Origin of the sequence: Paracoccus panacisoli, assembly GCF_042435015.1 — a bacterium.
Lineage (GTDB): Bacteria > Pseudomonadota > Alphaproteobacteria > Rhodobacterales > Rhodobacteraceae > Paracoccus > Paracoccus panacisoli.
This window is the reverse complement of sequence record NZ_JBHMQU010000046.1, coordinates 1-16773: the sequence shown is the minus strand read 5'-3', so window position 1 is coordinate 16773 and position 16773 is coordinate 1. Positions and strand designations below refer to the sequence as shown.

General features: G+C 70.6%; 15 protein-coding genes and 1 tRNA gene. 10 read left to right on the top strand and 6 right to left on the bottom strand.

Translation table 11 applies throughout. The features are described 5' to 3' along the window. Nucleotides 1-9: 9 nt before the first annotated feature. The 3 genes from ACFHYO_RS09785 (at nucleotide 10) to purL (ending at nucleotide 4362) form a co-directional block, all read left to right on the top strand. Nucleotides 10-903: a LysR family transcriptional regulator gene (locus ACFHYO_RS09785; protein WP_168783947.1), complete on the top strand. Its 894-nt coding sequence runs from the start codon at nucleotides 10-12 to the stop codon at nucleotides 901-903. Between the two features lie 334 nt (nucleotides 904-1237). Continuing rightward, nucleotides 1238-2017, top strand: coding sequence for a hypothetical protein (locus tag ACFHYO_RS09780; RefSeq protein WP_394320083.1), 780 nt, complete (start codon nucleotides 1238-1240; stop codon nucleotides 2015-2017). Between the two features lie 164 nt (nucleotides 2018-2181). Further along, nucleotides 2182-4362: a phosphoribosylformylglycinamidine synthase subunit PurL gene (gene purL / locus ACFHYO_RS09775; RefSeq protein ID WP_394320275.1), complete on the top strand. Its 2181-nt coding sequence runs from the start codon at nucleotides 2182-2184 to the stop codon at nucleotides 4360-4362. Nucleotides 4363-4443: 81 nt separating this feature from the next. On the opposite strand, the gene ACFHYO_RS09770 is transcribed toward purL, so the two are convergent. The 3 genes from ACFHYO_RS09770 to gmk are packed head-to-tail and all read right to left on the bottom strand — an operon-like array spanning nucleotide 4444 to nucleotide 6676. Then, on the bottom strand, nucleotides 4444-5514 hold the full coding sequence (locus ACFHYO_RS09770; protein WP_394320081.1) for a sensor histidine kinase: 1071 nt from the start codon (nucleotides 5512-5514) through the stop codon (nucleotides 4444-4446). A gap of 5 nt (nucleotides 5515-5519) precedes the next feature. Beyond that, a complete protein-coding gene (locus ACFHYO_RS09765) occupies nucleotides 5520-6041 on the bottom strand; it encodes a gamma carbonic anhydrase family protein (protein ID WP_394320079.1) in 522 nt (173 codons plus the stop codon). Then, complete coding sequence (gene gmk, locus ACFHYO_RS09760; RefSeq protein ID WP_168783495.1) at nucleotides 6038-6676, bottom strand: guanylate kinase; 639 nt, start codon at nucleotides 6674-6676, stop codon at nucleotides 6038-6040. Before gmk ends, ACFHYO_RS09765 begins: the two co-directional genes overlap by 4 nt. A gap of 136 nt (nucleotides 6677-6812) precedes the next feature. Here gmk and ispH point away from each other — a divergent pair, with 136 nt between their 5' ends. The 4 genes from ispH to ACFHYO_RS09740 are packed head-to-tail and all read left to right on the top strand — an operon-like array spanning nucleotide 6813 to nucleotide 9495. Next, the gene (gene ispH, locus ACFHYO_RS09755) at nucleotides 6813-7790 is read left to right on the top strand and encodes a 4-hydroxy-3-methylbut-2-enyl diphosphate reductase (RefSeq protein WP_394320077.1); all 978 of its coding nucleotides are present in this window, start codon (nucleotides 6813-6815) and stop codon (nucleotides 7788-7790) included. A gap of 14 nt (nucleotides 7791-7804) precedes the next feature. Continuing rightward, nucleotides 7805-8410 (top strand): glutathione S-transferase family protein, encoded by a 606-nt coding sequence (locus tag ACFHYO_RS09750; RefSeq protein WP_394320075.1) that lies wholly within the window; start codon nucleotides 7805-7807, stop codon nucleotides 8408-8410. Further along, the gene (gene rnhA / locus ACFHYO_RS09745; protein WP_036709231.1) at nucleotides 8403-8852 is read left to right on the top strand and encodes a ribonuclease HI; all 450 of its coding nucleotides are present in this window, start codon (nucleotides 8403-8405) and stop codon (nucleotides 8850-8852) included. The genes ACFHYO_RS09750 and rnhA overlap by 8 nt, the downstream gene beginning before the upstream one ends. 7 nt (nucleotides 8853-8859) lie before the next feature. Continuing rightward, nucleotides 8860-9495, top strand: coding sequence for a trimeric intracellular cation channel family protein (locus tag ACFHYO_RS09740; RefSeq protein WP_394320073.1), 636 nt, complete (start codon nucleotides 8860-8862; stop codon nucleotides 9493-9495). A gap of 117 nt (nucleotides 9496-9612) precedes the next feature. On the opposite strand, the gene tgt is transcribed toward ACFHYO_RS09740, so the two are convergent. Further along, entirely contained in the window at nucleotides 9613-10740 is a 1128-nt protein-coding gene (tgt, locus tag ACFHYO_RS09735; RefSeq protein ID WP_394320071.1) for a tRNA guanosine(34) transglycosylase Tgt, read from the bottom strand. 90 nt (nucleotides 10741-10830) lie between these two features. On the opposite strand from tgt, the gene ACFHYO_RS09730 reads away from it, so the two are divergent. Beyond that, entirely contained in the window at nucleotides 10831-12090 is a 1260-nt protein-coding gene (locus ACFHYO_RS09730) for a putative DNA modification/repair radical SAM protein (RefSeq protein ID WP_394320069.1), read from the top strand. After that, a complete protein-coding gene (locus ACFHYO_RS09725; RefSeq protein WP_394320067.1) occupies nucleotides 12090-13523 on the top strand; it encodes a UdgX family uracil-DNA binding protein in 1434 nt (477 codons plus the stop codon). The genes ACFHYO_RS09730 and ACFHYO_RS09725 overlap by 1 nt, the downstream gene beginning before the upstream one ends. A gap of 1 nt (nucleotide 13524) precedes the next feature. Here ACFHYO_RS09725 and ACFHYO_RS09720 read toward each other — a convergent pair whose 3' ends face one another. Next, complete coding sequence (locus tag ACFHYO_RS09720; protein ID WP_394320066.1) at nucleotides 13525-14790, bottom strand: glycerate kinase type-2 family protein; 1266 nt, start codon at nucleotides 14788-14790, stop codon at nucleotides 13525-13527. A gap of 1299 nt (nucleotides 14791-16089) precedes the next feature. On the opposite strand from ACFHYO_RS09720, the gene ACFHYO_RS09715 reads away from it, so the two are divergent. After that, nucleotides 16090-16166 (top strand) — tRNA-Arg (locus ACFHYO_RS09715). A gap of 85 nt (nucleotides 16167-16251) precedes the next feature. Here the strand turns inward: ACFHYO_RS09715 and ACFHYO_RS09710 are convergent. After that, nucleotides 16252-16773 (bottom strand): FAD-dependent monooxygenase (locus tag ACFHYO_RS09710; RefSeq protein WP_394320064.1); only part of this gene is annotated, 522 nt, incomplete at its 5' end.

Below are 16773 nucleotides of genomic sequence, written 5' to 3'. Positions count from 1 at the left end.
GCAGCGATGATGGATTGGGACAAGCTGCGAATCTTCCACGCCGTCGCCGATGCCGGCAGCCTGACCCACGCCGGCGACACGCTGCATCTGTCGCAATCCGCCGTCAGCCGGCAGGTCCGCGCGCTCGAGGAATCGCTCGGCACCACGCTCTTTCACCGCCACGCCCGTGGCCTCATTCTGACCGAGCAGGGCGAGATGCTGTTCGACGCCACCAAGGCGATGAACCGCAAGCTCGACACCACCGCCGCCCGCATCCGCGACAGCGAGGAGCACGTCTTCGGCGAGCTGAAGGTCACCACCACCGTAGGGTTCGGCACGCTGTGGCTGGTGCCGCGCTTCTCCAAGCTCTACGCGCGCTATCCCGAGCTGAAGATCGACCTGATGCTCGAAGAACGGGTGCTCGACCTGCCGATGCGCGAGGCCGACGTGGCGATCCGCATGAAAGAGCCGAGCCAGGCCGACCTGATCCGCCGCCGGCTTCTGAACATCAAGATGCAGCTTTATGCGACGCGCGCCTATCTCGACCGGGTCGGGACGCCGGCGACGCTGGCCGACCTCGCCCCGCACCGGCTGATCTGCCAGAACCCGCAGACCCCGCAGGTGTCCTCGGGGGCGGCGCTGACGCAGATGCTGCTGCCGCACACGTCCAGCTCGACGCTGATGGTCAACAACTACTTCGGCGTCCTGCAGGGGGTGCTGAACGATGTCGGCATCGGGGTTCTGCCCGACTACCTGACCACGGATTTCCCGCATCTTCTGCGGGTGTTGCCGGACGTCGAGTCAACCGAGGTGCCGGTGTTCCTCGCCTTCCCCGAAGAGCTGCGCAGTTCACGCCGCGTCGCAGCATTCCGCGATTTCGTTCTGGAGGAAATTCAGGCCATGCGACGCCCGTCAGGCGAGTGACGCCGGCCAGCCGCGCCCTGAGCGGCCTGTGGCCATGCAGCACCAGCATGGCGGTCATGCTGCAACGGCAGCAAAACCATGCTTGTCAATCAGGCGATGCGACCCTTATTTGGGCAGTGAAGCGATGGCCAGCCCATCTCTTCACCTCCCTGTTGGACTTAGGCCGGGCGAAAGCCCGGCTCTTTTTTTGTCCCGGTCCCTGCGTCCTTCCCGCCAACTCGTGCGTTCAGCCTCGCGCGGCAAGCACGCAGACGTGTGCGCCCGGGTGGTTGAGCGCCCCCCGCCCCACGGGTCAGAAGGTCGCGGCTGTTATATGATAACAAGGGACATACCCATGAAATACCGCACAATCCTTGCCGGCCTCGCCTTCGGCCTGCTCGCCAGCCCGGCGCTCGCCGCCCAGTGCGGGGGCACCGTCAGCTTTCCCGCCGGCGCGACCGGCACCGTCGTCAAGGGCAGTGTCTCGGGGCTCGAGACCTGCGATTACACCCTGTCCGCCCGCAAGGGTCAGACGCTGCGCGCCTCGCTGGGCGATTCGCGGCTGGACCTGATCGCGGTCGAGCCGGTCGAGCATGACTTCGTTTCGGGCGACGCGCTGGTTCTCGACCGCACCGGTCCGGTGACGCTGCGCGTCCTGCAGACCCGCGCCGCCGCCCGCCAGTCGCAGGCCGCCCGTCCCTTCAAGCTGAGCGTCAGCATCGACGGCCCGCTGCCCAAGTCGAAGGGCGCGGCCCAGTCGGCCGGCACCGCGGCGGCCCCGGCCGTCAAGACGGCCGGCAAGCCGGCGGCCAAGGCCGCGGGCAACCAGTGCGAGGGCAGCGGCGCGCTGACCGGCGGAACCGCCAACATGTCGGGCGCGCTCGCGGGCGACGCGGTTTGCCGCTACACCCTCTCGGGCAAGGCCGGCCAGTCGGTCTCGCTGCTGCTCGACGCCCCCGCCGGGGTCGAGGTCTGGCTGCGCGCCCCGGGCGCCGACACCGCCATGCCGCTCGACCCGTCGTCGGCGGTCACGCTCGAGGCGTCGGGCGACTATGCCGTCACCATCGGCCGCACCCGCAACGACGCCCGCAAGGGCGGCACCCGCAACTTCTCGGCGGTGCTGAACGTCGAGTGACCGACCGGGTCGACCGGGGGGCTTCTGCGCCCCCCGGTCACGCCCATCTCCCCGCCACCCCCCCGCGGGCACGGGGGCCCCTCCTGCCCTTCCCTCGCGCCGCGCCAGCCCCTAAAAGGCGCCGCAACATGGGTGCGATGCCGAAGGCGATCATGGGGGCGATCATGCAGGAACCGACCATCACCGACGAGCTGATCGCCGCGCACGGGCTCAAGCCCGACGAATACCAGCGCATCCTCGACCTGCTCGGGCGCGAACCCAGCTACACCGAGCTCGGCATCTTCTCGGCGATGTGGAACGAGCACTGCTCGTACAAATCCTCGAAGAAATGGCTGCGCACCCTGCCCACCACCGGCCCGCAGGTCATCTGCGGCCCCGGCGAGAACGCGGGCGTGGTCGACATCGGCGACGGCCAGGCGGTCGTCTTCAAGATGGAGAGCCACAACCACCCCTCCTACATCGAGCCGCATCAGGGCGCCGCGACCGGCGTCGGCGGCATCCTGCGCGACGTGTTCACCATGGGCGCGCGCCCCATCGCGGCCATGGACAGCCTGTCCTTCGGCTGCCCCGAGCACCCGCGCACCGCGCATCTGGTCAAGGGCGTGGTCGAGGGGATCGGCGCCTACGGCAACGCCTTCGGCGTGCCGAACGTGGGCGGCGAGGTCCGCTTCCACCGCGCCTATGACGGCAACTGCCTCGTCAACGCCTTTGCCGCCGGGCTCGCGGACGCCGACCGCATCTTCTACTCGGCCGCCTCGGGCGTGGGCATGCCGGTCGTCTATCTCGGCGCCAAGACCGGCCGCGACGGGGTCGGCGGCGCGACCATGGCCTCGGCCGAGTTCGACGAGTCGATCGAGGACAAGCGCCCGACCGTGCAGGCCGGCGACCCCTTCACCGAGAAATGCCTGCTCGAGGCCTGCCTCGAGCTGATGCAGACCGACGCGGTGATCTCGATCCAGGACATGGGCGCGGCCGGCCTTACCTGCTCGGCGGTCGAGATGGGGGACAAGGGCGGGCTCGGGATCAAGCTCACCCTCGACCACGTCCCGCAGCGCGAAAGCGCCATGACCGCCTATGAGATGATGCTGTCCGAAAGCCAGGAGCGGATGCTCATGGTCCTGCGCCCCGAGAAAGAGGCCGAGGCGCGGGCGATCTTCGAGAAATGGGACCTCGACTTCGCGGTGATCGGCGAGACGATCGCCGAGGATCGCTTCCTCATCCTGCACGGCAACGAGGTGATGGCCGACCTGCCACTGTCGAAGCTGTCGTCGAGCGCGCCGGAATACGACCGCCCGTGGGTGGCGACGCCCGCCGCCACCGCGCTGACCGAGCTGCCCGAGATCGCCCCGATCGCGGCCCTCAAGGCGCTGATCGGTGCGCCGAGCTACGCCCACAAGGGCTGGGTCTGGGAACAGTACGACACGCAGGTCGGCGCCGACACGATCCGCAAGCCGGGCTTGGGCGCGGGCGTCGTGCGGGTCCACGGCACCGGCAAGGCGCTGGCCTTCACCAGCGACGTGACCCCGCGCTACGTCAAGGCGAACCCGGTCGAGGGCGGCAAGCAGGCCGTGGCCGAGGCATGGCGCAACCTCGTCGCGGCCGGCGCCACGCCGCTTGCCGCGACCGACAACCTCAACTTCGGCAACCCCGAGAAGCCCGAGATCATGGGCCAGTTCGTCGGCGCCATCCAGGGCATCGGCGAGGCCTGCCGGGCGCTCGACTTCCCCATCGTCTCGGGCAACGTCTCGCTCTACAACGAAACCGACGGCCAGGCGATCCTGCCCACCCCCACCATCGGCGGGGTCGGGCTGATCGCCCAGAGCGGCGATTTGATCGCGGGCCTGCCGCGGCAGGGCGACGTGGCGCTGGTGATCGGCGCGACGCGCGGCCACCTCGGCCAGTCGGCGCTCGCCGCCGAGGCCTTCGGGATCGAGACCGGCGACGCGCCGCCCGTGGACCTCTCGGCCGAGCGCGCGCACGGCACCTTCCTGCTCGCGCACCGCGCCCATGTCGGGGCGGCGGCGGACCTCTCGGACGGTGGGCTCGCGCTCGCGGCCTTCGAGATGGCCGAGGCGGCCGGGATCGGCGTCACGCTCGAGGCCGCCGACATCCCGACCCTCTTCGGCGAGGACCAGGCCCGCTACCTCATCGCCGCGCCCGCCGCCGAGGCCGAGACCCTGCTCGAGGCCGCCCGGGCCGCCGGCATCCCCGCCGCCCTCGTCGGCCGGTTCGAGGGCGACCGCGTCACCCTCGGCACCGACAGCGCGCGGCTGGCCGAGCTGTCGCGGCTCTACCGCAGCGCCTTCGCCGCCGCGATCCACGGCGAGCTGCCCGACCACGCCTGATCGCCAAGACTTCTTCCTTGCAAAAATATCCCGGGGGGAGGCCGCAGGCCGGGGGGCAGCGCCCCCCTTCGGCGCCCCCTTTCAGCGCGCCCCCGCCCACTCCGGCAGGATGATCGTGAAGCGACTGCCCGCCCCGCGGGTGCTCTCGATCTTCAGCCGCCCGCGGTGGCGCGCGACGATGTGCTTGACGATGGCGAGCCCCAGCCCGGTCCCGCCCTTCTCGCGCGAGCGGTGGTTGTCCACGCGGTAGAACCGCTCGGTCAGCCGCGGCAGGTGCACCTCGTCGATCCCCTCGCCGTCGTCGGCGACCTCGACGGCCCAGCCGGGGCCGCGCAGCACCGGCTCGTGCGGGACATGGGTCAGGGTCACGCGGACCTCTCCGCCCGAGGCGCCGCCCTGCCGCGCGCCGTACTTGATCGCGTTCTCGATCAGGTTGTGCAGCACCTGCTGGATCTGGTCGGCGTCCCCCGCGACCTCGGCGGTCACCCCTGTGCCGATCTTGACCAGCGCCGTCCCGGCCGCCTGCGCCGTCGGCGCCAGCGTCGCGCAGGCCGAGCGGATGAGCCCCGCGAGGTCCACCCGCTCCGACGGCCGCCGCCGCTCCTCCTGCTCGACCCGGCTCAGCGACAGCAGGTCGCCGATCAGCCGGTTCATCCGCCCCGCCTCGCGGTCCATGATGGCGAGGAACCGCTCGCGCGCGGTGGCGTCGTTCCGGGCCGGGCCGCGCAGCGTCTCGATGAACCCCATCAGCGCGGTCAGCGGGGTCTTGAGTTCGTGGCTGACGTTGGCGACGAAATCGCGGCGCATCTGCTCGGCGTGCTCGACGCCCGAGGTGTCCTCGATCACCACCCCCGCCCCCGGCCGCCCGTTCAGCGTGAGCGGCGTCACCGTGACCACGCAGTTGCGGTCATGCCCGCGGGCCGAGATCGTCACCGACAGCCGCTGCGCCGCGCCCGCCCGGTCGAGCGCCTGCTCGAGCGCGCGGTTCACGAGGCTCTGGCGCAGCACGGTCACGAAGGGGCGGTCGGTGATCCCCTCGCCCAGCATCGCCGTCGCGGCGCGGTTGCCGATCACCACCCGCGCGGCGGCGTCCACCACCAGCATCGGCACCGGCACCGCCTCGGCCAACTGCTGGAGCGCGTCGCCCTGCATCGCGCTCAGTCGATCCGCCGCAGCCCGGCGCGGAAGCGGGCCGCGTTCTCGCGGTAGCGGGCGGCCGAGCCGCGCAGCGCCTCGATCGCGGCGGCGTCGAGCATCCGCACCACCTTGCCGGGCGCGCCCATGACCAGCGCGCCGGGCGGGATCTCTTTCCCCTCGGGGATCAGCGCACCGGCGCCGATCAGCGCCCCCGCCCCGATCACCGCGCCGTTCAGCACCGTGGCCCCCATGCCGATCAGCGCGCCGTCATGGACCGTGCAGCCGTGCAGGATCGCCGTGTGCCCCACCGTGACATCGGCGCCGAGCGTCAGCGGATAGCCCATGTCGGTGTGAAAGACGCAGCCGTCCTGCACGTTCGAGCCGGCGCCGACGCGGATCTCCTCGTTGTCGCCGCGCAGCACCGCGCCCCACCAGACGCTCGCCCCGGGTTCGAGCACGACGCGTCCCATCAGCTGCGCGTCCGGCGCCACCCAGGCGTCCGGCGCGATCTCGGGGGCGATCCCGTCCAGTTCCCAGATCATCGCGGCTCCTCCATCAGCTTGCGCACGAACGGCCCCAGCGCCGGGCGGCGCTCGCGGCGCAGCCGCTCGGCGCTCAGGATGGCGCGCAGGTCGCTTTCGGTCGCGTCGAGGTCGTCGTTGACCAGCACATAGTCATACTCGGCCCAGTGGCTGATCTCGTCGCGGCTTTTCTGCATCCGGCCGGCGATCACCTCTTCGCTGTCCTGGTCGCGGTCGCGCAGGCGACGCTCGAGCTCGCTCAGGCTCGGCGGCAGGATGAAGATCGAGACGACGTGCGGGGCGAGCGACGAGGCGCGGATCTGCTGCCCCCCCTGCCAGTCCACGTCGAAGAGCGTATCGCGCCCCTCGGCCATCGCCAGCTCGACCGGGCTGCGCGGGGTGCCGTAGCAGTTGCCGAACACCTCGGCGTGTTCCAGCATCTCGCCCGCCTCGACCATCGCCTGAAACCCGGCGTGGTCGGTGAAGTAATAGTGCTGGCGGTCGATCTCGCCCGGGCGCGGCTTGCGGGTGGTGGCCGAGACCGAGAACTTGAGCGAGGGGTCCCAGTCCATCAGCCGCCGCGCCAGCGTGGACTTGCCCGCGCCCGAGGGCGACGAGAGGATGATCAGCAATCCGGATCGCGTGGTCTGCGGCATCCCTTGTCCCGGCGTCGTGGCGCGCTTGCGCGTGTGACGCCAGATGCCGCGGCGCGGCGGGAAACGTCAAGGGCGGGGCGGCGGCGGGCCGCCCGCGGCATGGACAGCACGCCCCCTGCGGGCTAGGGATCGGCCCATGATCACGCCCCCGCCCCTCGCCCCCCAGGCCAAGCCGCCGCTGACGCTCTACCTCGCCGCGCCGCGCGGGTTCTGCGCGGGCGTGGACCGGGCCGTGCAGATCGTGGAACTCGCGCTCGAGAAATGGGGCGCGCCGGTCTTCGTGCGCCACGAGATCGTCCACAACCGCTTCGTCGTGGACGGGCTGCGCGCCAAGGGCGCGGTCTTCGTCGAGGAGCTGGACGAGGTGCCCGACGACCGCCCGGTGATCTTTTCGGCCCACGGCGTGCCGAAATCCGTCCCCGCCGAGGCGCGGCGGCGCGAGATGATCTATGTCGACGCCACCTGCCCGCTGGTCAGCAAGGTCCACGTCGAGGCCGAGCGCCACCACGAGGCGGGGTTGCAAATGGTGATGATCGGCCACGCCGGCCACCCCGAGGTGCTGGGCACGATGGGCCAGCTGCCGCCCGGCGAGGTGATCCTGGTCGAGACGGTCGAGGATGTGGCCACCGTCGTCCCCCGCGACCCCGCGCGGCTCGCGTGGGTGACGCAGACCACGCTGTCGGTCGATGACACCGCGCAAGTGGTCGAGGCGCTCAAGGCCCGCTTCCCGGCCATCGTCGGCCCGGCCAAGGACGACATCTGCTACGCCACCACCAACCGCCAGGCGGCGGTCAAGGCCATCGCCAGCCAGATCGACGCGCTGCTGGTGATCGGGGCGCCGAACTCGTCGAACTCGCGCCGTCTGGTCGAGGTCGGGCGCGCCGCGGGCTGCGACTATGCCCAGCTGGTGATGCGCGCCGCGGACATCGACTGGCGCGCGCTCGACGGCGTCCGCACGGTCGGCGTGACCGCCGGGGCGAGCGCGCCCGAGGTGCTGGTGGACGAGGTCATCGCCGCCTTCCGCGACCGCTACGACGTGACGCTCGAGCTGGTCGAGACGGCCCGCGAGCGGGTGGAGTTCAAGGTGCCGCGCGTCCTGCGCGAGCCCGGCTGAAAGGGTCGGTCCTGATGCGGCTCTATTCGATGCCTTCGTCGGGCAATTCCTACAAGGTCCGGCTCTTGCTGGCCCTTCTCGGCCGCGACTGCGAGATCGTGGATTGCGAGCACGGCTCGGTCGCCAAGGACGACGCCCGCGCGACCGGCGCGCTGCCGTTCGGCAAACTGCCCGCGCTTCACCTTAACGACGGGCGCCAGATCGCGGAATCCAACGCCATCCTCTGCTTTCTGGGCGAGGGCACGCGCTTCTGGCCCGCCGATCCCGTGACCCGCGCGCAGATGCTCGCCTGGCTCTTCTGGGAGCAGTATAACCACGAACCGGCCATCGCGGTGCGCGCGGCGCTGCGCAACTATCCGCATCGCGCGGCCGACGCGACGCCTGCGCGCCTCGCCGACCTGCTCGACCGGGGTCACACCCATCTGCAGACGATGGAGCATCGTCTCGCCGCGCACGACTGGCTGGCGGGCGAGGCGATCAGCCTCGCGGACCTCTGCCTTTACGCCTACACCCATTCGGCCGGCGTGCTGGGCGGGTTCGAGATGGCGCGGTTTCCCGCAATCAACGGCTGGCTCGCGCGGGTTGCCGCCCAGCCCGGCTACAAGGGGCTGGATGACTGACCTTCACGCCTGGACCGACGGCGCGTGCAGCGGCAACCCCGGGCCCGGCGGCTGGGGTGTGCTGATGCGGGCGCTGGACGGCGAAACCGTTGTCAAGGAACGGGAATTGTCGGGCGGCGAGGCGGCCACGACCAACAACCGGATGGAGCTGATGGCGGCGATCTCGGCGCTCGAGGCGCTGACGCGGCCCAGCGCGATCACCATCACCACCGACAGCGCCTATGTGAAGAACGGCGTCACCGGCTGGATTCACGGCTGGAAGAAGAACGGCTGGAAGACCGCCGACCGCAAGCCGGTCAAGAACGCCGACCTCTGGCAGCGGCTCGACGCCGCGCGCGACCGCCATCAGGTGACCTGGGCGTGGATCAAGGGCCACGCCGGGCACCCCGAGAACGAGCGCGCCGACGCCCTCGCCCGCGCCGGCATGGCGCCTTTCAAGTGAGCGAAAGATGAGCGGGATCAGTGGCTTGATCTGGGCGCTCGACTATCTCTCGGCGGTCGTGTTCGCGATCACCGGGGCGCTGGTGGCGAGCCGCCGGCAGCTCGACCTGACCGGGTTCATCTTCATGGCGGCGATGACCGCGGTGGGGGGCGGGACGCTGCGCGACCTCGTGCTCGGCCGCGATCCGGTGTTCTGGGTGGCGCGGCCGGGGCTGGTGGTGGCGGCCGCGGCGGCGGCATTCGCTGTGTTCTGGGCGGCGCATCGGCTGGAGAGCCGCTATAGCTGGATCCTCTGGCTCGACGCGGTGGCGCTGGCGATCGCGGTGCCGGCGGGGGTCGGCGTGGCGCTCGCGGGCGGGTTCGGGCCGGTGATCGTGCTGATCGCGGGCGTCGTAACCGGTTGTTTCGGCGGACTTATGCGCGACGTCGTCGGCAACGAGGTGCCGCTCGTGCTCAAGCAGGGCGAGCTCTACCTCACCGCCGCCTTCGGGGGGGCGCTGGTGGCGCTGGCGGTGGTCTGGCTCGGGTTGCCGCGCGAGGGTGCGCTGATGGGCTGCGGGGCGGCGACGTTCCTGCTGCGCGCGGGGTCGCTGCGCTGGGGGTGGGCGCTGCCCGTCTATCGGCCGCGCCCGCCGCGGGTCTGACCGGACCCCGCCGGGCGCCAGAAACGCCCTGCACAATCCGTCTGACGTTCATGCAGCGTTCGTGCGATGTTCATGCACAGTTCATGCGAACGCCGCGCCCTCGTGCAGCCTCACCCGTCACAGCGGGGGGATGTCGCCCTCGGCGCGTTCGGCGTGGAAGCGCGCCACCCAGGCGTCGAGGCTGCCGGTGTCGATGGCCGCCCGCATCTCGCCCATGATCTGCTGGTAGTAGTGCAGGTTGTGCCAAGTCAGCAGCATCCCCGAGATCATCTCGCCGGCCCGGAACACGTGGTGCAGATAGGCGCGGGAATAGCTGCGGCAGGCCGGGCAGGTGCAGGCCTCGTCGAGCGGCCGCGGGTCGTCGGCGTGGCGGGCGTTCTTGATGTTGACCACCCCGTGCCGCGTCCACGCCTGCCCCGTCCGGCCCGAGCGCGAGGGCAGCACGCAGTCCATCATGTCCACCCCGCGCTGCACCGCGCCCACGATGTCGTCGGGCTTGCCGACCCCCATGAGGTAGCGCGGCTGGTCCGCCGGCAGCAGCGCGGTCGCATAGTCGAGCACGCCGAACATCGCCTCTTGCCCCTCGCCCACGGCGAGGCCGCCGATGGCGTAGCCGTCGAAGCCGATGCCGCGCAGCGCGGCCGCGGATTCCTCGCGCAGGTCGCGTTCCACGCCGCCCTGCATGATCCCGAAGAGCGCGTGTCCCGGCCGGTCGCCGAAGGAGTCGCGCGAGCGTTGCGCCCAGCGCATCGAGAGGCGCATCGCCTCGGCCTGACGCTCGTGCGAGGCGGGCAGCGCCGGGCATTCGTCGAAGGCCATGACGATGTCCGAGCCGAGCAGGCGCTGGATCTCCATGCTCGTCTCGGGCGAGAGCATGTGGCGCGAGCCGTCGATGTGGCTGGCGAAGGTCACGCCGTCCTCGGTCAGCTTGCGCAGCTCGGCGAGGCTCATGACCTGGAAGCCGCCCGAGTCGGTGAGGATCGGCCCCTCCCAGTTCATGAAGCGGTGGAGGCCGCCGAGCCTTGCCACCCGCTCGGCCCCCGGGCGCAGCATCAGGTGATAGGTGTTGCCCAGCAGGATGTCGGCGCCGGTGGCGCGGACGCTTTCGGGCAGCATCGCCTTGACCGTGCCGGCGGTGCCCACGGGCATGAAGGCAGGGGTGCGGATCTCGCCGCGCGGGGTGGTGATGATCCCGCGCCGGGCCGCGCCGTCGGTCGCGCGGAGGGTGAAGGAAAAGCCGCTCATCTGGGCCTCGGGACTGGAAAGCGCGACCTGTAGCCGAGGCCCTGCCGCGGCGCAACCGACGCCATGCCGCACGGGCGGTTTGTTCTTGTGATGTTCTCGCCCCGGCCCTATCTTCAGGGGATGAAACCCGACCTTGCCCGCAAGCTCGCCATCCTGTCGGACGCGGCCAAATACGACGCCTCCTGCGCCTCAAGCGGGACGTCGAAGCGCGATTCGCGCAAGGGCGGGCTGGGGTCGACCGAGGGCGCGGGCATCTGCCACGCCTATACGCCGGACGGGCGCTGCATCAGCCTGCTCAAGATCCTGATGACGAATTTCTGCATCTTCGACTGCGCCTATTGCGTGAACCGGGTCAGCTCGAACGTCGAGCGGGCGCGGTTCTCGGTCGAGGAGGTCGTCTCGCTCACGCTCGAGTTCTATCGCCGCAACTATATCGAGGGGCTGTTCCTCAGCTCGGGCATCATCCGCTCGCCCGACCAGACGATGGCCGACATGGTGCGGATCGCGCGGACGCTTCGGCAGGACCACGGGTTCAAGGGCTACATCCACCTCAAGACGATCCCCGACGCGAGCCCGGAGCTGATCGACGAGGCGGGGCTCTACGCCGACCGGCTGTCGATCAACATCGAGCTGCCGCAGGACGAGTCGGTGCGCCGGCTGGCACCGGAGAAGCGGCCCGAGACGATCCGCACCGCGATGGCGCGGGTCAAGGGCGCGCGCGAGGCGAGCCGGGACCGCAGCCACACCGGCAAGCGCCCGGCGCGGTTTGCGCCCGCCGGGCAGTCCACGCAGATGATCGTGGGTGCGGACAGCGCCAATGATGCGGCGATCCTGACGACCTCGGCGCGGCTTTACGCCGGCTACGGGCTGAAGCGGGTCTATTACTCTGCCTTCTCGCCGATCCCCGACAGCTCGTCGGTGCTGCCGCTGGTCAAGCCGCCCTTGATGCGGGAACACCGGCTCTATCAGGCCGACTGGCTGATGCGGTTCTACGGCTTCGAAGCCGACGAGATCGCGGCGGCGACGCCCGAGGGGATGCTGGACCTCGCCGTGGACCCGAAGCTCGGCTGGGCGCTCGCGCACCGCGACCAGTTCCCGGTCGATGTGAACCGCGCGCCGCGCGAGATGCTGCTGCGGGTGCCCGGCTTCGGCACGCGGACGGTGCAGCGGGTGCTGGCGGCGCGGCGGCAGCGGACGCTCGGCTGGGACGATCTGGTGCGGATCGGGGCGCTGATGGGCAAGGCGCAGCCCTTCGTCACCCTGCCCGGCTGGTCGCCCGGCGGGCTCACCGACAGCGAGGGGCTGAAGGCGCGGTTCGCCCCGCCGGCCGAGCAGCTGAGCCTGTTCTGATGCACCGGGTGGTGCTGCCCGAGACCGGCAGCTTCGCGGCCTGGCGGGACGCGGCGCGGCCGCTCGCGGCGCACGGGGTGCCGGCGGGCGCGGTCGAGTGGGTGGTGGGCGAGGCCGCCGCGCCGTCCCTCTTTGCGCCCGAGCCGCTGCCCGCGGGCGAGGGCCGGGCGCTGACGGTGCCCAAGGGCTTCGTGGAGCTTGCCGAGCGGGTGATCCTGCACCGCGACCCGGCCGCACCCGGGCTGCTCTATGAGGAGCTGCTGCGGCTTCAGGCCCGGCGCGGGCTGCTGGCCGACGCGGGCGATCCGCTGGTCCGGCGGCTCGGGATGCTCGACAAGGCGGTGCGGCGCGACATCCACAAGATGCGCGCCTTCGTCCGCTTCCGCGAGCTGCCCGCGGACGGTCCCCGGCGGCGTTTCGCGGCGTGGTTCGAGCCCGAGCACCGGATCGTCGAGGCCAACGCCGGGTTCTTCTGCCGCCGCTTCGCCGACATGGACTGGGCGATCCACACCCCCGACCTGTCGGCGATCTGGCAGGACGGGGCGCTGTCCTTCGCCCCCGGCGCGCCGCGCCCGGACCTGCCCGACGACGCGGCCGAGGCGCTGTGGGCCACGTATTTCGCCAATATCTTCAACCCCGCGCGCATCAAGCTCGGCTCGATGCGGCAGCATATGCCGCTGAAATACTGGAAGAACATGCCCGAGACGGGGCAGATCCCGGCGATGCTCGCGGCCGCCGAGGGGCGCGTGCGCGCGATGCAGGCGGCGCAGGCGACCGCCGCCCCGGCGCGGGCGGCCGCGATCATCCAGCGCACCCGGGCGGCGATGCCGCAGCCGCCGGTGCGGATCGAAACGCTGGCCGATGCGCGGGCCGCCTGCGCCGCCTGCACGCGCTGCGATCTCTGCCACGCCGCGACCCAGAGCGTCTTCGGCGAGGGGCCCGAGGATGCCGCCCTGATGCTGGTCGGCGAGCAGCCGGGCGATCAGGAGGATCTGGCCGGGCGCCCCTTCGTCGGGCCGGCGGGACAGGTGCTCGACCGGGCAATGGCGGCGGCGGGGGTGGAGCGCGAGGGGGCGTGGCTGACCAATGCGGTGAAGCACTTCAAGTTCGTCCCGCGCGGCAAGCGGCGGCTGCACCAGCGCCCGAACGCGGGCGAGGTGCAGGCCTGCCGCTGGTGGCTGGGGCTCGAACGCCAGCACGTCGCGCCGCGGCTGACCGTGGCGCTGGGGGCCACGGCGGCGCTGGCCCTGACCGGGCGCGGCGACGCGATGACCCGGCGCCGCGGCTCGGTCGAGGCGACGCCGGACGGGCCGGTGCTCTTGACCTGGCACCCCTCGCTGATCCTGCGCCGCCCGGACGCGGCCGAGGCCGAGGCGGCGATGGCCGAGCTGACCGCCGATCTGGCCCGCGCGCGCGAGCTGCTCGCGGAGTAAGCTAGCGGATCAGGATGGCCCTGAAATCATTGACATTCGTGCCAGTCGGGCCGGTGACGAACAGATCGCCCAGCGCCTCGAACCCGCGGTAGGCGTCGTGGGCGGCAAGCAAGGCGCCCGCGTCCAGCCCCAGTGCCCTGAGCCGGGCGGCGGTGGTGCCGTCGGCGAAGGCGCCGGCATTCGCCTCGGACCCGTCGATGCCGTCGGTGTCGGCGGCGAGCGCGGCGAAGGACGTGCCCTCGGCGGCCTGGGCGAGGGCGAGCAGGAACTCGGTGTTGCGACCGCCGCGGCCCGGGGCGCCGCGCAGCGTGACGGTGGTCTCGCCGCCCGACAGCAGCACCACGGGGCGGGGGAAGGGGCGGTCGCGCAGCGCGATCTCGCGGGCGATGGCGGCGTGGACGCGGCCGACCTCGCGCGCCTCGCCCTCGATGGCGTCCGAGAGGATCACGGCCGGCACGCCCTCGGCCGCGGCACGCGCCGCAGCGGCCTCGAGCGAGAGCCGCGCCGAGGCGATGACGCGGACCTCGTTCCCCGCGAAGACCGGGTCCGCGGGGTCGGGCGCCGCGCCCGCGTCGCCCTCAAGCCAGGCGGCCACCGCGGGCGGCAGGTCGATCCGCCAGTCGCGGGCGAGCCGGCGGGCGTCGGCGCGGCTGGTCCGGTCGGGCACCGTGGGCCCCGAGGCGACCTGCGCCGGATCATCGCCCGGCACGTCCGAGACGATGAGCGAGACGACCCGCGCCGGATGCGCCGCCGCGGCGAGGCGCCCGCCCTTGATCCCCGAGACCTGTTTTCGAATGGCGTTCATGACCGAGATCGGCGCACCGCTCGCCAGCAGCGCGCGGTTCAGCGCCGCCTCGTCCTCGAGCGTGAGCGCCCCCGGCGGCATCGGCAACAGCGCGGACCCGCCCCCGCAGATCAGCGCCACCACGAGGTCGTCGGCGGTGAGGCTTTGGACCGCCTCGAACAGCGCCGCCGAGGCCGCGTGCCCGGCCGCGTCGGGCACGGGATGGGCGGCCTCGAGCACGCGGATCGCCCGGGTCGGCGCGCCATAGCCGTAGCGCGTCACCACCACCCCGCTCATCAGCGGCCCGTCCCAGATCGCCTCGAACGCCTGCGCCAGCTGCGCCGCACCCTTCCCCGCTCCAACGACGACCGTCCGCCCGCGCGGCCGCTCGGGCACGTGGCCGGAGAGCGCCCGCCGCGGATCGGCCGCAGAGACAGCGGCGTCGAACAGGCTGGTGAGGAGGTCTCGGTCGGCCGGGGTCATGGCGGGGGCTTTTGGGTCCGGGGGAGGCTAGCGCGGTTCGGTGGGCTCGGGAAGCTTTGCGGTGCCGAGGGGGGAGCTGTGAGAGCGGTGGGGGGACAAGTTCTTCGCTCGGCTTTGTGGCGGCTGGATATCTACTGCCCGGATGTTCGATGCGGATGTGGGGGGCTGGAATTGCAGCGCAAGGATAGCGAGGCAGGCCGGGGTGTTCTCGTCCGACGGGTCACGAGAACAGGGGAGAAAGGTGCGGCAACAGCGGTTCGCCCGCGCGCGAGTAGCGGCAGGTGTGAGCCTTAATCTGACCCATCGCAGGATGTCAGGAAGCGTACGGGCAAAGGGGCTGCCATACACCGTGGACGGCGCACAATAGCGGAAAAAAATGCAGCAACCGCCCGCGCCGCGCCATGTAGACCAAGCAACCGCGACGCCGTGGACGGTCTCATCGTGCTGGCAATGCGGGCTTCATCGTTTGAATCCTGGTAGCTTAACGCTCCCCGCGCAGGGTCTGGGGTCGGGGGGATGAAGTTCCCCCAGGCCTGCTGAAAGCATTGGGCAGAGGAGGCGGCCCCGAAGGCATGAGCAGGTGACGCGAGTATTGACGCAAGGTGACCGAAAGCACGCGCCGATCGAAGCAGCGGCATGGGTCAATGCCTATGGCGCGGACTGCGGCGCGCCCTAGCGCGACCAGCGCGGTCGCGGTGCGGCGCTTGTCGCTGCGGCAAGATGTTGCTGGAGCGTCCGTCGGGCAGAGGCTGGTCGGGCGGAAGTATGACCTGCTGACGACTCGGACGGCGGCCAGACAAGGTTCGGAGCGTAGTTCCGCTGCGCGGCAGCCTCTCACCAATGAATGTATCACCGTCCGCCGTTTGCCGGTTTGACCCACGAAACCGGCGTCCCACACACCGACGTCGGGGCCTACTAAAACGGGCATCAGAGCCGAATTCGAAGCGAACCAGCACGGACTTTTTTGCACCTCGCTTAGGTTCGCGCCTCGGTTTCCGCTTACAGCTCCCGAAAGCAGTAGGATTGTCCGGCGTATACGAGCAGGGTCGGTTGAGTCCTGCCATCCCCCATCCCCTCTCCCCCACCGCTTTGGGGTTGCGAGGCGGGCAGGGTTGCACTAGATGCCTCGTCAGGCACCCGTAGCTCAGCTGGATAGAGCGCCACCCTCCGAAGGCGGATGTCAAGTCCGGCAGCGTGAACGAGTGAGTAAAAAAGTAGAAGTAAAACAGTAACTTGCGGGCTTCGATTTTAGGGGTTAACACTCGCTCGAAAACCGCGTAAGCACTGCGTAAGCAGTAGGCACCCATAGCTCAGCTGGATAGAGCGCCACCCTCCGAAGGTGGAGGCCTCAGGTTCGAATCCTGATGGGTGCGCCATTCTCCCCTAATCGTTGATTGCTGGTTCTTCGAAACGGGCAGAGAATCTCCCGTGCTGCCTAGGTCAAGCACCTGCTCTATTGTTTTATCGGGGCGGGGCCGCAGACTTCCTGAGCGAACAGGACCAATCGACTAGCTGTGTGCGAACATGCTCGGGACGAAAGCCAAGTCCGATGAGGCGGCCGGTCAGCCGGGGCAACAGTGGCGACCGGGCAATCAGGCGCATGAAGATAGGAGGCTTCGGACTTCGTGCGCTGTCTGCCTCACCCGCACGCTTTCGGCTGCGCATCATCAGTTGTAGTTTTTGGGTCGCTCTGGTTGGAAAGGCGCGTCGGCGCTGCACGGCCTCCAGCAAGCGCGTTTTCATTCGTCCTTCGCGCAAGGCTTCAGCCAGTAGGTTGGCCGTCGCTATAGCGTCCTGAATAGCGAGGTTCACACCAACGCCGCCAATCGGCGACATGGCGTGTGCGGCATCCCCGATACACAACAGGCCGGGTTTCCACCACGTCTTCAGGCGGTCGATCCGAACGCTCAGCAGATGCACGGTATCCGTCCGGCGTGACTGCTCTGCCACGGTAAGAGAGTGATCGATAGTGTCCACTATGGA

Bases quoted from the DNA above. Each gene is read 5' to 3' on its own strand.
- ACFHYO_RS09785 (WP_168783947.1), top strand. From the start codon at position 10: ATGGATTGGGACAAGCTGCGAATCTTCCACGCCGTCGCCGATGCCGGC.
- ACFHYO_RS09780 (WP_394320083.1), top strand. From the start codon at position 1,238: ATGAAATACCGCACAATCCTTGCCGGCCTCGCCTTCGGCCTGCTCGCC.
- purL (WP_394320275.1), top strand. From the start codon at position 2,182: ATGCAGGAACCGACCATCACCGACGAGCTGATCGCCGCGCACGGGCTC.
- ACFHYO_RS09770 (WP_394320081.1), bottom strand. From the start codon at position 5,514: ATGCAGGGCGACGCGCTCCAGCAGTTGGCCGAGGCGGTGCCGGTGCCG.
- ACFHYO_RS09765 (WP_394320079.1), bottom strand. From the start codon at position 6,041: ATGATCTGGGAACTGGACGGGATCGCCCCCGAGATCGCGCCGGACGCC.
- gmk (WP_168783495.1), bottom strand. From the start codon at position 6,676: ATGCCGCAGACCACGCGATCCGGATTGCTGATCATCCTCTCGTCGCCC.
- ispH (WP_394320077.1), top strand. From the start codon at position 6,813: ATGATCACGCCCCCGCCCCTCGCCCCCCAGGCCAAGCCGCCGCTGACG.
- ACFHYO_RS09750 (WP_394320075.1), top strand. From the start codon at position 7,805: ATGCGGCTCTATTCGATGCCTTCGTCGGGCAATTCCTACAAGGTCCGG.
- rnhA (WP_036709231.1), top strand. From the start codon at position 8,403: ATGACTGACCTTCACGCCTGGACCGACGGCGCGTGCAGCGGCAACCCC.
- ACFHYO_RS09740 (WP_394320073.1), top strand. From the start codon at position 8,860: ATGAGCGGGATCAGTGGCTTGATCTGGGCGCTCGACTATCTCTCGGCG.
- tgt (WP_394320071.1), bottom strand. From the start codon at position 10,740: ATGAGCGGCTTTTCCTTCACCCTCCGCGCGACCGACGGCGCGGCCCGG.
- ACFHYO_RS09730 (WP_394320069.1), top strand. From the start codon at position 10,831: ATGTTCTCGCCCCGGCCCTATCTTCAGGGGATGAAACCCGACCTTGCC.
- ACFHYO_RS09725 (WP_394320067.1), top strand. From the start codon at position 12,090: ATGCACCGGGTGGTGCTGCCCGAGACCGGCAGCTTCGCGGCCTGGCGG.
- ACFHYO_RS09720 (WP_394320066.1), bottom strand. From the start codon at position 14,790: ATGACCCCGGCCGACCGAGACCTCCTCACCAGCCTGTTCGACGCCGCT.